This is a genomic window from Rhodococcus sp. Z6_132, assembly GCF_058133635.1.
Map to the genome: position 1 here is coordinate 843,697 of NZ_JBYUNP010000003.1, position 13,793 is coordinate 857,489.

The window sequence follows — 13,793 nt, forward strand, 5'->3', positions numbered from 1 at the left end:
CTCGGTCCGATGTTCGAGCAGTGCCGCGCCGAGGGGCGCGCCGCGCTGGTCGGCTACCTGCCCGGTGGCTTCCCTGACGTGCCCGGCTCGGTCCGCACCCTGCGCACCATGGTCGACAACGGCTGCGACCTGGTGGAGGTCGGCGTGCCCTACTCCGACCCGGTGATGGACGGGCCCACCATCCAGGCCGCGGCCGACACCGCGCTGCGGGCGGGCACCCGGCTGCGCGACGTCATCGGTGTGGTGGAGCAGGTCGCCGCCGCCGGCGGCCGCGCGGTGGTGATGAGCTACTGGAACCCGGTGCTGCGCTACGGCGTGGACGCCTTCGCCCGCGACCTGGCCGCCGCCGGCGGCCTGGGCATGATCACCCCGGACCTCATCCCGGACGAGGCCGACGCGTGGCTGGCCGCGGCGGACGCCCACGACCTGGACCGCATCTTCCTGCTCGCGCCCTCCTCCACCGAGGCCCGCGTGGCCAGCACCGCCACGGTGAGCCGCGGCTTCGTCTACGCCGCCTCCACCATGGGGGTCACCGGGGCCCGCGACGCCGTCGCCAGCTCCGCGCCCAGCCTGGTCAAGCGGATCCGCAGCCACTCCGACATCCCGATCGGCGTGGGCCTGGGCGTGCGCTCGGGTGCGCAGGCGGCCGAGGTCGCCGGCTACGCCGACGCGGTGATCGTGGGGTCGGCCATCGTCACGGCCAGCACCGAGAGCCAGGAGGCGGTGGCCACCCTGGTCACCGAGCTGGCTGCGGGCGTCCGGGCGGCCAGCCCGGCCGGCGTCGGGCAGTGACCTCCGCCGGGGTGGTGCTGGCCTCGTTCCCCAGTCCCCCGCAGGGGGTGTGGGAGCTCGGGCCCTTCCCGCTGCGCGCCTACGCGCTGTGCATCATCGCCGGCATCATCGTGGCCATCGTCTGGGGCAACAAGCGGTGGGTGGCCCGCGGCGGCGAGCCGGAGACCGTCACCGAGGTGGCGGTGTTCGCGGTGCCCTTCGGCCTGGTGGGCGGCCGGCTGTACCACGTGATCACCGACCACGAGAAGTACTTCGGCGCGGGCCGCGACCCCGTGGACGCGCTGAAGATCTGGGACGGCGGCCTGGGCATCTGGGGCGCGGTGCTGCTCGGTGGGGTGGGTGCCTGGATCGCCTGCCGCCGCAAGGGCATCCCGCTGCCCGCGTTCGCCGACGCCGTCGCACCCGGCATCGTGGTGGCCCAGGCCATCGGCCGGCTGGGCAACTACTTCAACCAGGAGCTCTACGGCCGCGCCACCACGCTGCCCTGGGGCATGGACATCTACCAGCGCCTCAACGACGCCGGGCTGCCCGACGAGCTGAACGGCAGCGTTCCGGTAGGGGCGGTGCCGGTGGCCACCGTGCACCCCACGTTCCTGTACGAGCTGCTGTGGAACCTGGCGGTCGCCGCGCTGGTGGTGTGGGCCGACCGCCGCTTCCGGCTCGGCCACGGCAGGGCGTTCGCGCTGTACGTGGCCGGGTACTGCGCGGGCCGGTTCTGGATCGAGCTGATGCGGGTGGACTTCGCCAACACGCTGTTCGGCGTGCGGATCAACGTGTTCACCGCAGTGATCGTGTTCCTCGGTGCGGTGACGTACTTCGTCCTCGCCAAGAAGGGGCGGGAGGATCCGTCCGAGCTGACGGGCCGGTCCGCCCAGGCCAGCCCGGACGAGACGGAGTCAGAAGCAGGGGAGTCGGGGGCTGGGGAGTCGGGCACGGCAGAGTCCGGCACAGCCGACTCTGACGACCGCCCCGGCAAGCTGGGCAACCACTAGTCCAGCACCCGCCGGGACCACAGCGCGAGGGCACGGAGCCAGGCGAAGGTCAGCGCGGTGCCAGCGAACAGGCCCGCGCGGAGCAGGTCGCCTGCGCCGTCCCAGGCCAGCGTGCCGGCGCTGTTGACGACGAACCCGTTGAACATCAGCCACCCGATGCCGGCACACAGCAACGCGCCGCGGACGGTGCTGCACCAGCCGAGCGCGGCGATCGCCAGACACATGCAGGCCACGGCCTGCGACGGAGCCAGCAGCTCCCGGCCGGCGGTGAGTGCCGCGGCCACTGTCAGCGTCACCGCGAACCCGAGCGGAGCGGCGAGGGCGACCGGCAGTCTCGGTTCCCGCCAGCCCGGTTCGCTCGGGCCCTGGTCACGACAGTGCTGGTCACGGCAGTCTTGGTCACGACAATCTTGGTCACGACAGTCCTCGTCGTCACTGCCCGGGTCCTGCCCGGCTGGTGGCCGCCGGGCGATGCTGGTTGACGTCGACATGATCGGTGCTCCCTCCGGGCAGCGTTGCCCCGGAGATCAGTGAAGCTCCGCCGACGACGGCCGGGACGATCCCTGACGCGTTCCTGACGCCCGCAAGGCCAGTCCTGACGGCGTCCTTGCGGCGGGGGTCAGGGCCGCGGCAGGTCGGTCCACTCCTGGCTCACCCGCGACGACCATTGCGGACGGCGGCGCTGCAGGTGGGCGAGCACCCCCTCGCGGGCGTCGGCTCCGCCCATCACCCGGTGGTGCGCCTCGGTCTCCAGCGCGGCCACCTGCGCGGCGGTGTAGCCGTGCTCGACGGTGTCCCACAGCAGGCGCTTGCTCAGCGCCGCGGACATCGGCGCGACGTTCTCGGCGATGTCGGTGGCCAGGGCGAGCGCGGCGGGCAGCACCTGCTCGGCCGGCAGGCAGCGGGTGGCGATGCCCAGCCGCACGGCCTCCGCGCCGTCGAAGGTGCGCCCGGTCAGCAGGATCTCCGCGGCGGCGGCGGCACCGGCGATGCGGGGCAGCGTCCAGTGCGACATCGCGTCGCCCAGCACACCGAGGCGGGCCTGCACCACCCCGTACTTGGCGTCGGCGGCCACCACCCGGACGTCGGCCTGCAGCGCCAGCGTCAGCCCGATGCCCACGGCGTGGCCGTTGACCGCGGCGATCACCGGGGTGCGCAGCGCGAACGCCGGCGGGTTCACCGGGGAGGCGCTGAAGTCGTCGCCGGGGCGGCCGAAGGTGTCGCCGGCCGAGCCGAGGTCGGCGCCCGCGCAGAAGGCGGGTGCGGTCCCGGTGAGCACGATCGCCCGCACGTCGTCGTCGGCGTCGCAGTCGCGGTAGGCCGCCCCCAGCGCGCGGCCCATGGTCGCGGTGAAGGCGTTGCGCTGGGCGGGTCGGTTCAGCGTCAGCACCGCCACCCCGTCGGACACCTCCACCAGCAGCTCCGGCGCCGCCGCCGGGTCAGCCACGGTGCAGGGCGGTGACCAGGTCGGCCACGTCGGCGGGGTCCTCGGGGTAGCCGGGGAAGTAGCAGCACACCTGCTCCGCGTGGTCGCCGTAGCGGCGCAGGATCTCCTCCGCGCACTGCTCCGGCGTGCCCACCACGGCCAGCGTGGTCACCATCTCGTCGTCCACGCAGCCCATCATCGCGGCCACGTCGCCCCGCTTGGACAACGCGTTCAGCTCGGGCTGCGCGGCCTCCCAGCCGTGCACCTGCAGCACCGGCAGGTAGGCGGGGGTGGAGCCGTAGAAGGCGAGCAGGCCGCGCACCCCCCGCACCGCGGCGGCCTGCTGCTCCCGCGTGCGGCCCACGGCCACGATCACCTGCGGGATCACGTCGAAGGAGTCAGCGCTGCGCCCGGCCCGGTCCAGGCCCTCCTGCACCGCGGGCAGGGTGCGCTGGAGGAAGTGCTGCTCGCTGTTGAACGGCATCACCAGCAGCCCGTCGGCCACCTCGGCGGCGGTGCGGGTCATCACCGGGCCCAGCGCCCCCAGCAGGATCGGCGGTGGGCCGTAGGGGTGCGGAGCCGGGGTGAAGCTGGGCGCCATCAGCGTGTGGGTGGTGAACTCCCCGCGGAAGCTCAGCGGCGCCGTGCCCTCCCACGCGGCGAAGATGGCCTTGATGGCCCGCACCGTCTCGCCCATCCGCGCTGCCGGGCGCGACCAGGTGGACCCGTAGCGCTTCTCGATGTGCGGGCGGATCTGCGAGCCCAGGCCCAGGGCGAAGCGCCCCCGGCTCAACGTCTGCAGGTCGTGCGCGGAGTGGGCCAGGTGCAGCGGGCTGCGGGGCAGGGCGATGGCCACGTTGGTCATCAGCGCCACGTCCACCGTCGCTGCGGCCTCCACCAGCGGGAAGAACACGTCGTGCTGCCCCTCGAAGGTGAACAGCCCGTCCGCCCCGGTCTGGGTCAGCTCCACGGCACGTGCCCCGGCCCGGCCCGGGCCGGCGTCGAGCTGGATGCTCACTCTCATGGCGGGTCCTCCCCAGCGGCAACAGAGCCCGGACGGGCCGAACCTAGCCGGTCGGTGGGTGCTGCAGTGGCGTGTCCCGGTGATCGGGAGGGGTCCGGGCGGAGGTGGTGAGGGTGGTTAGCGTCACACGGCAGTGCCCCGGTCTGCCCCGTCCAGCTCCACCACCTCCGTGAGGAAACAAGCCATGAGCGCACGCGCCTTCGTCGTCGGTGTCGGGATGACGCCCTTCTGCAAGGTCGAGAGCCGCGACTGGGAGTACCCGGACATGGTGGGCGAGGCCGTGAACGCGGCGCTGGCCGACGCCGGGCTGACCTACGACGCCGTGCAGCGGGCGTCGGTGGGCTACACCGCCGGCCCCTCGGCGCAGGGGCAGCGGGCGCTGTACGACATCGGGCTCACCGGTGTCCCGGTGTTCAACGTCAACAACAACTGCGCCACCGGCTCCAGCGCGCTGATGATGGCCCGCGAGTGGGTGCAGGGCGGCCAGGCCGAGTGCGCGCTGGCCGTCGGCTTCGAGAAGATGACCCGCGGCGGCATGACCGGGGAGATGCCGAAGGTCAGCACCATCGACCGGCACCTGGCCATCATGAAGAACGCCCACGGCATCGAGGCCTCGCCGATCACCGCGCAGATCTTCGGTGACGCCGCCCGCGAGCACATGGAGCTCTACGGCACCACCGCCGAGCAGATCGCTGCGGTCGCGGTGAAGAACCACCGGCACTCGGTGAACAACCCGTACGCGCAGTTCCAGGACTCCTACACCCTGGAGCGGGTGCTGGAGGACCGGATGATCCACCACCCGCTCACCCGGTCGCAGTGCTCCCCGACGTCCGACGGTGCCGCCGCGGCCGTGGTGGTCAGCGAGGCCTTCGTGCGGGAGCACGGCCTGGAGGGCCAGGCGGTGGAGATCGTCGCCCAGGCGATGACCACCGACACCACCGAGTGCTTCGAGAGCAACCGGTGCATCGACGCCGTGGGCAGCCCGATGACCCGCGCCGCCGCCGAGCAGGTCTTCGCCGAGTCCGGGCTGACCGTGGACGACGTGGACGTCATCGAGCTGCACGACTGCTTCTCCATCAACGAGATCCTCACCTACGAGGGCCTCGGCCTGTGCCCGGTGGGCGAGGGCGGCAAGCTGGTGGAGTCCGGCGCCACCACCTACGGCGGCAGGTGGGTGGTCAACCCCTCCGGCGGGCTCATCTCCAAGGGCCACCCGCTCGGTGCCACCGGCCTGGCCCAGTGCGCCGAGCTGAGCTGGCAGCTGCGCGGGCTGGCCGACAAGCGTCAGGTGCAGGGGGCCACCGTGGGCCTGCAGCACAACCTCGGCCTGGGCGGGGCCTGCGTGGTCACCCTCTACCGGGCGGGCACCCTCACCGCCGCGGACGCCTAGCCGGCGGTCTTGCCGTTGTCCAGCAGGTAGACCCCGCCGGTGATCGCGGCGGCGTCGTCGGAGGCGAGGAAGGCGATCAGCGGGGCGACCTGGCTGGTCTCCATCAGCCCCCGCGGCGCCGCCGAGCGCATCACCAGGTCCAGGTCGGCGCCGTCGGGGAAGGTGAAGCCGGTGACCTGCGGGGTGAGCATCCCACCCGGGCACACCACGTTGACCCGCAGCGTCGCCGCGGTGAACTCCACCGCCATGGCCCGGGTCAGCCCGATCAGCCCGTGCTTGGCCGAGCAGTACCCGGCCGAGTAGGCCTGCCCCTGCACGCCGGCCACCGACGACACGTTGACGATGTTGCCGGCCCGCTCCAGCAGGTGCGGCAGCGCGGCCTGGGACAGGAAGAACGGGGCGCTCAGGTTCACCGCCAGGTCGCGCTCCCACTGGTCGTCGCTGACCTGGCCGGTGTGCCGCAGGGTGTGGGCACCGGCGGTGTTCACCAGCACGTCCAGCCCGCCCAGCGCGGCCACGCACGCCGACACCGCCTCCCGGCACACCGCCGGGTCGGCGAGGTCCACGGCCAGCGAGTGGCTGCTCGGGTCGGCGGTGACGTCAGCCATCGCCTGGTGCAGCTTGTCCTTGTCGCGGGCGACGCCGAACACCCGGGCGCCGCGGGCGGTGAGCAGCCGGGCCACCTCCTGGCCCAGCCCGGAGGACGCACCGGTGACCAGGGCGACCTTGTCCTGCAGGGGCAGCTCCGTGCTCGTCATCGGCGGATGCTCCCACGGCCGAGGCCCACCCGGGGGACAGCCGCGCGGGGGACTCCGGGCCCAGGGGAAGCCCCAGAGAGCACATGCGTCCCGCGGACACCAGAGCAGTCCCGGTTGCCGGGACGCTGCTTGTGTCACACTGCTCGAACGTGAAGTGATCTGGGTTACACCCTTGACCTTGCCGGCCGCCACCCTGAAGGACCGAGAGATGTCGCTGAACCTTGCCGACCTGTACGAGGCCGTCGCCGATGCCCTGCCCGACCACGAGGCGCTGATCTGCGAGGGCGACCGGCTCACCTACTCCGACCTGGACGCCCGCGCCAACCGGCTGGCCCACCACCTGCTGTCGCTGGGCCTGCAGCCGGGCGAGCACGTCGGCCTGCACATGCGCAACCGCATCGAGTTCGTCGAGGCCCTGCTCGCCTGCCTCAAGGCGCGGGTCGTGCCCATCACGGTGAACTTCCGCTACACCGACACCGAGCTGAGCTACCTCTACGACAACGCCGCCCTGGTCGCGCTGGTGGTGGAGGCGGAGTTCGTGCCCAGCGCGGCCGCGGTGCTGCCGGCCGCGCCCGGCATCAAGCACGTGCTCACCCTGGACACCCTGCCGGCGGGCACGGCCCTGTCCGGGGTGGAGCACGCCGACTACCACCAGGCGGTGGCCGCCCAGCCGGAGTCCCGCGGGTTCGGCGAGCGCAGCCCCGACGACCACTTCGTGATCTACACCGGTGGCACCACCGGCATGCCCAAGGGCGTGGTGTGGCGGCAGGAGGACTTCTACTACGCGGCGCTGGGCGGTGGAAACCACGGTGGCGAGCCGCTGAACACGGTGGCCGAGGTGGTGGAGTCGGCCACCGCCAAGGCCGGCACCCTGAAGTTCCTGGTGACGGCCCCGCTGATGCACGGCGCCGCGGTGTACTCGATGTTCAGCACCTTCTACATGGGCGCCACTCAGGTGCTGATGAAGCAGTTCGACGAGCTCGAGGTGCTGCGGCTGGTGGAGGCGGAGAAGTGCAGCTCGGTGATGCTGGTGGGCGACGCCATGGCCCGCCCGCTGGCCGACGCCATCGCCGAGCACCAGGGCGAGTTCGACCTCAGCTCGCTGTTCCTCATCGGCTCCGGCGGGGCGCTGTGGTCGCGCAGCGTCCGTGACCAGCTCACCGAGCTGCTGCCCAACATCTTCCTGCTGGACAACTTCGGGGCCTCGGAGTCCGGCGCCGACGGCCAGGTGCAGCTCGGCGCGGACGGACACGTGCGGCTGCCCGCGTCCAGCCACAGCGTGGTGGTGGACGAGCGGCTGCAGCCCATCGCCGCCGGCTCCGAGGACATCGGCTACCTGGCGCGGCTGGGCCACGTGCCGCTGGAGTACTTCCGCGACCCGGCCAAGAGCGCCGCCACGTTCCCGGTGGTGGACGGCGTGCGGATGTCGGTGCTGGGCGACATGGCGCAGGTGGAGGCGGACGGCACCATCGTGCTGCTGGGCCGCGGGTCGCTGTGCATCAACACCGGTGGCGAGAAGGTCTTCCCGGAGGAGGTGGAGCAGGCGCTGAAGAGCCACCCCGCGGTGATGGACGCCCTGGTGGTGGGCACCCCGCACCCGCGCTTCGGCGAGCAGGTGTCGGCGGTGGTCCAGGTGCGCGAGGGCCAGCAGGAGCCGTCGCTGGAGGAGCTCATGGCGCACTGCCGCACCCAGGTGGCGGGCTACAAGGTGCCGCGCGCGCTGGTGGTGGCGCCGACGATCGTGCGCTCGCCCAGCGGCAAGGCCGACTACCGGTGGGCCAAGAAGACCGCGGCGGAGTCGCTCGCCTGACCCCTGGTGCGCCGCCAGCGCCTGCCGTCCGCGACCGGGTCAGTCCGGTCGGGTGCTCGGACGCAGCGGCACCACGGCCAGCGAGCCGTCGCCGGGGTCGAGCACGGTGAGCTCGGCCTGGTAGCGCTCCCGCAGCACGTCCGTGCGCAGCACCTGCGCGGGCGTGCCTGCGGCCACCGGCGCGCCCTCGTGCACGAGCAGCAGGGCGTCGGCGTACTGCCCGGCCAGGGTGAGGTCGTGCAGGGTGGTCACCAGCGTGGTGCCGGTGGCGTGGCGCAGCTCGTCCAGCAGCTCCAGCAGCTGCTGGGCGTGGCCGATGTCCAGGCCGGTGGTGGGCTCGTCCAGCAGGAGCACCTGAGCCTGCTGGGCCAGCGCCCGGCCGAGCACCGCTCGCCGCCGCTCGCCGCCGGAGAGCCGGTCCAGCCGTCGCCCGGCGAGCGCGGTGAGGTCGAGCTGGGCCAGCACCTGTGCTGCCAGCGCGGTGTCGGCGGGGCGGTCGGCGCCCAGCATCGAGCGGTGCGGGACGCGGCCGAGCAGCACGTAGTCGGTGACGGTCAGGTCCGCCGGCAGCACCGGCTCCTGCGGGGCGTAGGCGAGCACCTTGGCCCGCTGGCGGGGGTTCATCCGGCGCAGCTCGCGCCCACCCAGGCACACCTCCCCGGTGCAGGGCAGCAGCCCGGCCAGCGCGGCGAGGAGGGTGGACTTGCCCGCACCGTTGGGGCCCACCACCGCCAGCCAGGAGCCCGGCGGCACGTCCAGGTCCACCCCGCGCAGCACGGAGGTGGCGCCGCGCTGCACCCCGAGGTTGGTGGCCCGGATGCTGCTGGTGGTTCCCCCGGTGGGGCGCGGGCCGCTCATGCGGGGGCCTTGGTGCGACGCAGCAGCAGGGCGAAGAACGGTCCGCCCACGAAGGCGGTGACCACGCCCACCGGCAGCTCGGCAGGGGAGACCACCGTGCGGGCCAGCAGGTCGGCCAGCACCAGGAACGCTCCGCCGGCCAGCAGCGACACCGGCAGGATCACCCGGAAGGAGCCACCCAGCACCAGCCGCACCAGGTGCGGCACCACCAGTCCCACGAAGCCGATGAGCCCGGAGACCGACACCGCGGCTGCCGTGCCCAGCGACGCGGCCACCACGATGAGCAGCCGCGCCCGGCCGGGGCGGATCCCCAGGGTGCTGGCCTCGGTGTCGCCCAGGCTGAGCACGTCCAGCAGGCGCCCGCAGCCGGCGAGCGCCCCGCAGCTCACCCCGACGTAGATGGCGGTCTGCACCACCGCGCCCCAGCCCGGCGTGCCCAGCGAGCCGAGGATGAACGAGTAGATGGCGCGGATGCGGTCGGGGTGGGCGGTCTGCAGCGCCAGCTGCACCGCGGAGAGGAACGCGGCGACGGCCACGCCGGCGAGCACCAGCACCCCGGGGCCGGACCCGGCCGACTGGCTCACCAGCCACGCCAGCCCGACCCCCACCAGCGCACCCACGAACGCCCCGGCGGGCACCGGGTCGACCGGCAGCGTGTCCGGCGTGACCAGCACGATCATCAGGGTGGCGCCCAGCCCCGCTCCGGCAGCGGCGCCCAGCAGGTAGGGATCGGCCAGCGGGTTGCGGAACACGCCCTGGAACGCAGCGCCGCAGCAGGCGAGCGCGGCGCCCACCAGCACGCCCAGCAGCACCCGCGGCACCCGCAGCTGCCAGAGGATGGCGGCCTCGGTGGAGCTCAGCGGCGAGGTGCCACCGGTGACCTGCGCCCAGACCTCGCCGAACACCCGGCCGGGTCCCAGGTCCACGGCGCCGATGAGCACCGCGGCCACCACGACGACCACCAGCCCCGCCACGGCGACCACCAGGTGGCGGGGCGTCAGGCGGGTGGGGGCGGCGACGGGGACCGGCGAGCCGGGTGGGTGCGTCATTGCTTCGAGCGTCACTGCTCCGGGCGTCGCGCTCAGCCGGCCGACCGGGAGCGCACCGCGTCGGCGGCGGCAGCCAGCAGGTCCACGGTGCGCGGGCCCCAGCGGGAGGCGAGGTCGTCGTCCAGCGCCACGATGCTGCCGGTGGCCACCGCGGTGGACCCGCCGAGGCCCGGGCGTGCGGCGTAGGTCTGGGCGTTGGCGTTGCAGCACTTGGTGTCGGCCAGGAACACCAGGTCGGGGTCGGCCTTGGCCAGGGCCTCGGCGGACAGCTGCGGGTAGGCGTTGCCCGGCGAGCCCGCGGAGTCGGCGATGTTGGTCAGGCCCAGCCGGGCCAGCAGCGTGCCCACGAAGCTGGCCGAGGTGACGGTGTAGAGGGTGGGCTCGAGCTCGTAGTAGTAGCTCAGCGGTGTGGTCTGCTGGGGCACGCTGGCCACGACGTCGGTGACCTTCTGCTGCATGCCGGAGACCACCGCCTGGGCCCCGGCGGTGTGGTCGGTGGCGGTGCCCAGGGTGTTCAGCTGCGCGTAGGTGTCCTCCAGCTGGTCCGCCGCGCCCAGCAGCAGGGTGGGCACCTGGGCGGTGCGCAGGCCGTCGACCAGGCCGTTGGCGTCGTCGGAGGCCACCACCAGGTCCGGCTCGTGGGCCAGCACCGCCTCCAGGTTGGGCGTGAACGCCGACAGGTCGGTGATCGGGGCGTCCGGGGGGTAGGTGGAGTAGGAGTCCACCGCGATCACCTGCGAGCCGGCGCCGATGGCGAAGAGCATCTCGGTGCCGGTGGGCGACAGCGAGACGATCCGGCTCGGCCTGGCGGGCACCGTGACGTCGCCGTTGTCGGCCTGCACGGTCAGCGGGTAGGCGGTGCCGGCGGTCGGGGTCACCGGGTCGGTGCGCTCGGCGCCGCACGCGGTGAGCACCAGGGCGAGGGCGGCGAGCAGGGCCGCGAGCGCGGGCGCTCGACGGGCCCGCGGCGTGCTGAGGGGGGTCATCGGGGCGTTCTCCTGGGAGCTCTGCCCAGCGGATGTTGTACCTCCGGCCGCGAGCGACCGGGCGACACTCCACCACTGCTGCGGGGGTGGTTGTGCACCAGTGCCTCCTCGGCGACCTGGCTCACCATCCCCAGCGGGGGTGGAATCACAGTTGCGGCACAGCGCCGGGATCTCACCGGACTTCGCTACGGAGGCACTGACCGGACGAGACGGCTCGACCAGCACAGGGACGCTAGCACCGGCCGGCACCCCGAACGAATCCGCGGCGACCCCGGTGCCTGCGGTGTGGCCTAGGTCCCTCCACGGGGGTGAGCCTCGTGCGGACGGGACTAGGCTGGGCTCGTGAGTCGTCGAGCGAAGATCGTGTGCACCCTGGGCCCTGCGACAGACAGCCAGGAGCTGGTCCATGAGCTTGTCGAGTGCGGCATGGACGTGGCCCGGCTCAACTTCAGCCACGGCTCCCACGGCGACCACGAGCGGACCTACGGCTACGTGCGGGCGGCGTCGGACCGCAGCGGCCGCGCCGTCGGAATCCTGGCCGACCTGCAGGGGCCGAAGATCCGGTTGGGCCGGTTCGTCAACGGCAAGGAGCTGTGGGTCAACGGCGAAGAGGTCCGCATCACCGTCGAGGACGTCCCCGGCACCCACGACCGGGTCTCCACCACCTACGCCGAGCTGGCCAAGGACGCCCGCGCCGGTGACCGGCTGCTCGTCGACGACGGCAACGTCGGGCTCGTGGTCACCGCGGTCGAGGGCAACGACGTGGTCTGTCGGGTGACCGAGGGTGGCACCGTCAGCAACAACAAGGGCCTCTCGCTGCCCGGGGTGAACGTGTCGGTGCCGGCGCTGTCGGAGAAGGACATCGCCGACCTGGAGTTCGCCATCGACCTGGGCGTGGACGTGATCGCGCTGTCCTTCGTGCGCTCGCCCGCCGACATCGACCTGGTGCACCAGGTGATGGATCGCAAGGGCCGCGGCCGGCTGCCGGTGATCGCCAAGCTGGAGAAGCCCGAGGCCATCGACAACCTGGAGGCCATCGTGCTGGCCTTCGACGGCGTGATGGTGGCCCGCGGCGACCTGGGGGTGGAGCTCCCGCTGGAGCAGGTGCCGCTGGTGCAGAAGCGCGCCATCCAGGTGGCCAGGGAGAACGCCAAGCCGGTGATCGTGGCCACCCAGATGCTCGAGTCGATGATCAGCAACTCCCGGCCCACCCGCGCCGAGGCCTCCGACGTCGCCAACGCCGTGCTCGACGGCGCCGACGCGGTGATGCTCTCCGGCGAGACGTCGGTGGGTGCCCACGTGATGGCCACCGTGCGCACCATGAGCCGCATCGTGGAGGCGGTGGAGGCGGAGTCCACCGCGGTCCCGCCGCTGAACCACGTGCCCCGCACCAAGCGCGGCGTGCTCTCCTACGCCTCCCGCGACATCGGCGAGCGGCTCAACGCCACCGCCCTGGTGGCCTTCACCCAGTCCGGTGACACCGTGCGCCGGCTGGCCCGGCTGCACACGCCGCTGCCGCTGCTGGCGTTCACGCCGCAGCAGGAGGTGCGCAGCCAGCTGGCCATGACGTGGGGCACCGAGACGTTCATCGTCCCCAAGGTCAGCACCACCGACGAGATGGTCGACCTGGTCGACAAGGCGATGCTGGAGATGGACCGCTACCAGCGCGGTGACGTGGTGGTCGTGGTGGCCGGGTCCCCGCCCAACACGGTGGGCTCCACCAACCTGATCCTGGTGCACCGCCTGGGCGAGGAGGACCACGGATGACCGGGGTGGTCGCCCAACCTGAGCTCGACGAGCTGGTGCAGCTGCTCGACCTGGAGCGCATCGAGGAGAACATCTACCGCGGGGTGAGCCCCACGACGGCGCCCACCCGCGTCTTCGGTGGCCAGGTGGCCGGCCAGGCACTGGTCGCGGCCGGGCGCACCGTCTCCAGCGAGCGCCAGGTGCACTCCCTGCACGCCTACTTCATTCGCGGCGGCGACCCCCGCGTGCCCATCGTCTACGAGGTGGACCGGGTGCGCGACGGACGCTCCTTCACCACCCGCCGGGTCACCGCGATCCAGCACGGCAACCCCATCTTCGCCCTCTCGGCGTCGTTCCAGGAGGCCCAGGAGGGCGTGGAGCACACCACGCCCATGCCCGACGTCCCCGCGCCGGAGGAGCTGCCCTCCCTGCCGGAGCGCCTCACCGGGTACGAGGACCTGTTCGGCCCCCGTGCCACGCTGCGCCGGCCCATCGACATCCGCTACGTCAACGACCCGCCGTGGGTGCGCCGCGCCACCGGCGCCCGCTCCACCCGCAGCCAGGTGTGGATGCGCGCCGACGGGGTGCTGCCGGCCCAGCCGCTGCTGCACGTCTGCGTGCTGGCCTACGCCTCGGACATGACGCTGCTGGACTCGATGATGTCCGGCCACGGCCTGGCCTACGGCATCGACAAGGTGCTGCTGGCCAGCCTGGACCACGCCATGTGGTTCCACCGTCCGGTCCAGGCCGACGAGTGGGTGCTCTACGACACCGAGTCGCCCACCGCCTCCGGCGGCCGCGGCCTGGCCACGGGTCGGTTCTACTCCCGCCACGGCGAGCTGTTGGCCACCGTGGTCCAGGAGGGCCTGCTCCGCGTCTCGAACCGGTAGGGCGCACCGCCCCTCCGCCAAAGCGCTGTTGTTGTCGGCGCCCGGGTGCATAGTGTGACCTCCACCACCGGC

At 72.9% G+C, this 13,793-nt stretch carries 13 protein-coding genes; 6 read left to right on the plus strand and 7 right to left on the minus strand.

Annotation, left to right across the window (positions count from 1 at the left end; translation table 11 throughout):
• Window positions 1-9: 9 nt before the first annotated feature.
• Window positions 10-792: a tryptophan synthase subunit alpha gene (trpA, locus tag AC3YO9_RS17150; protein ID WP_489984099.1), complete on the plus strand. Its 783-nt coding sequence runs from the start codon at window positions 10-12 to the stop codon at window positions 790-792.
• Window positions 789-1,784, plus strand: a complete 996-nt coding sequence (gene lgt, locus AC3YO9_RS17155) for a prolipoprotein diacylglyceryl transferase (protein WP_489984016.1) — start codon at window positions 789-791, stop codon at window positions 1,782-1,784. The genes trpA and lgt overlap by 4 nt, the downstream gene beginning before the upstream one ends.
• Here lgt and AC3YO9_RS17160 read toward each other — a convergent pair.
• The 3 genes from AC3YO9_RS17160 to AC3YO9_RS17170 all read right to left on the minus strand — a co-directional run bounded on the left by AC3YO9_RS17160 (window position 1,781) and on the right by AC3YO9_RS17170 (window position 4,318).
• Window positions 1,781-2,080, minus strand: a complete 300-nt coding sequence (locus tag AC3YO9_RS17160; RefSeq protein ID WP_127782568.1) for a hypothetical protein — start codon at window positions 2,078-2,080, stop codon at window positions 1,781-1,783. The genes lgt and AC3YO9_RS17160 overlap by 4 nt on opposite strands.
• Window positions 2,081-2,403: 323 nt before the next feature.
• Window positions 2,404-3,231 carry an enoyl-CoA hydratase-related protein gene (locus AC3YO9_RS17165; protein WP_127782569.1) on the minus strand — a complete coding sequence of 276 codons (828 nt, stop codon included), beginning with the start codon at window positions 3,229-3,231 and terminating at the stop codon, window positions 2,404-2,406.
• On the minus strand, window positions 3,224-4,318 hold the full coding sequence (locus AC3YO9_RS17170; RefSeq protein ID WP_489984100.1) for a TIGR03617 family F420-dependent LLM class oxidoreductase: 1,095 nt from the start codon (window positions 4,316-4,318) through the stop codon (window positions 3,224-3,226). The genes AC3YO9_RS17165 and AC3YO9_RS17170 overlap by 8 nt, the downstream gene beginning before the upstream one ends.
• A gap of 100 nt (window positions 4,319-4,418) precedes the next feature.
• Here AC3YO9_RS17170 and AC3YO9_RS17175 point away from each other — a divergent pair, with 100 nt between their 5' ends.
• Window positions 4,419-5,624: a thiolase C-terminal domain-containing protein gene (locus AC3YO9_RS17175; protein ID WP_127782571.1), complete on the plus strand. Its 1,206-nt coding sequence runs from the start codon at window positions 4,419-4,421 to the stop codon at window positions 5,622-5,624.
• Here the strand turns inward: AC3YO9_RS17175 and AC3YO9_RS17180 are convergent.
• The gene (locus tag AC3YO9_RS17180; protein ID WP_489984017.1) at window positions 5,621-6,382 is read right to left on the minus strand and encodes an SDR family NAD(P)-dependent oxidoreductase; all 762 of its coding nucleotides are present in this window, start codon (window positions 6,380-6,382) and stop codon (window positions 5,621-5,623) included. The two genes, AC3YO9_RS17175 and AC3YO9_RS17180, sit on opposite strands and share 4 nt — an antisense overlap.
• Before the next feature lie 208 nt (window positions 6,383-6,590).
• Here AC3YO9_RS17180 and AC3YO9_RS17185 point away from each other — a divergent pair, with 208 nt between their 5' ends.
• Window positions 6,591-8,192 (plus strand): acyl-CoA synthetase, encoded by a 1,602-nt coding sequence (locus AC3YO9_RS17185; RefSeq protein WP_489984018.1) that lies wholly within the window; start codon window positions 6,591-6,593, stop codon window positions 8,190-8,192.
• A gap of 39 nt (window positions 8,193-8,231) precedes the next feature.
• Here the strand turns inward: AC3YO9_RS17185 and AC3YO9_RS17190 are convergent, their stop codons facing one another.
• The 3 genes from AC3YO9_RS17190 to AC3YO9_RS17200 are packed head-to-tail and all read right to left on the minus strand — an operon-like array spanning window position 8,232 to window position 11,085.
• Window positions 8,232-9,050 carry an ABC transporter ATP-binding protein gene (locus tag AC3YO9_RS17190; protein ID WP_489984019.1) on the minus strand — a complete coding sequence of 273 codons (819 nt, stop codon included), beginning with the start codon at window positions 9,048-9,050 and terminating at the stop codon, window positions 8,232-8,234.
• Window positions 9,047-10,099 carry a FecCD family ABC transporter permease gene (locus AC3YO9_RS17195; RefSeq protein ID WP_489984020.1) on the minus strand — a complete coding sequence of 351 codons (1,053 nt, stop codon included), beginning with the start codon at window positions 10,097-10,099 and terminating at the stop codon, window positions 9,047-9,049. The genes AC3YO9_RS17190 and AC3YO9_RS17195 overlap by 4 nt, the downstream gene beginning before the upstream one ends.
• A 32-nt stretch (window positions 10,100-10,131) precedes the next feature.
• A complete protein-coding gene (locus AC3YO9_RS17200; protein ID WP_489984021.1) occupies window positions 10,132-11,085 on the minus strand; it encodes an ABC transporter substrate-binding protein in 954 nt (317 codons plus the stop codon).
• Between the two features lie 342 nt (window positions 11,086-11,427).
• Here AC3YO9_RS17200 and pyk point away from each other — a divergent pair, with 342 nt between their 5' ends.
• On the plus strand, window positions 11,428-12,852 hold the full coding sequence (pyk, locus tag AC3YO9_RS17205; protein ID WP_489984022.1) for a pyruvate kinase: 1,425 nt from the start codon (window positions 11,428-11,430) through the stop codon (window positions 12,850-12,852).
• Window positions 12,849-13,721, plus strand: a complete 873-nt coding sequence (gene tesB, locus AC3YO9_RS17210; protein ID WP_489984023.1) for an acyl-CoA thioesterase II — start codon at window positions 12,849-12,851, stop codon at window positions 13,719-13,721. The genes pyk and tesB overlap by 4 nt, the downstream gene beginning before the upstream one ends.
• Window positions 13,722-13,793 lie beyond the last annotated feature (72 nt).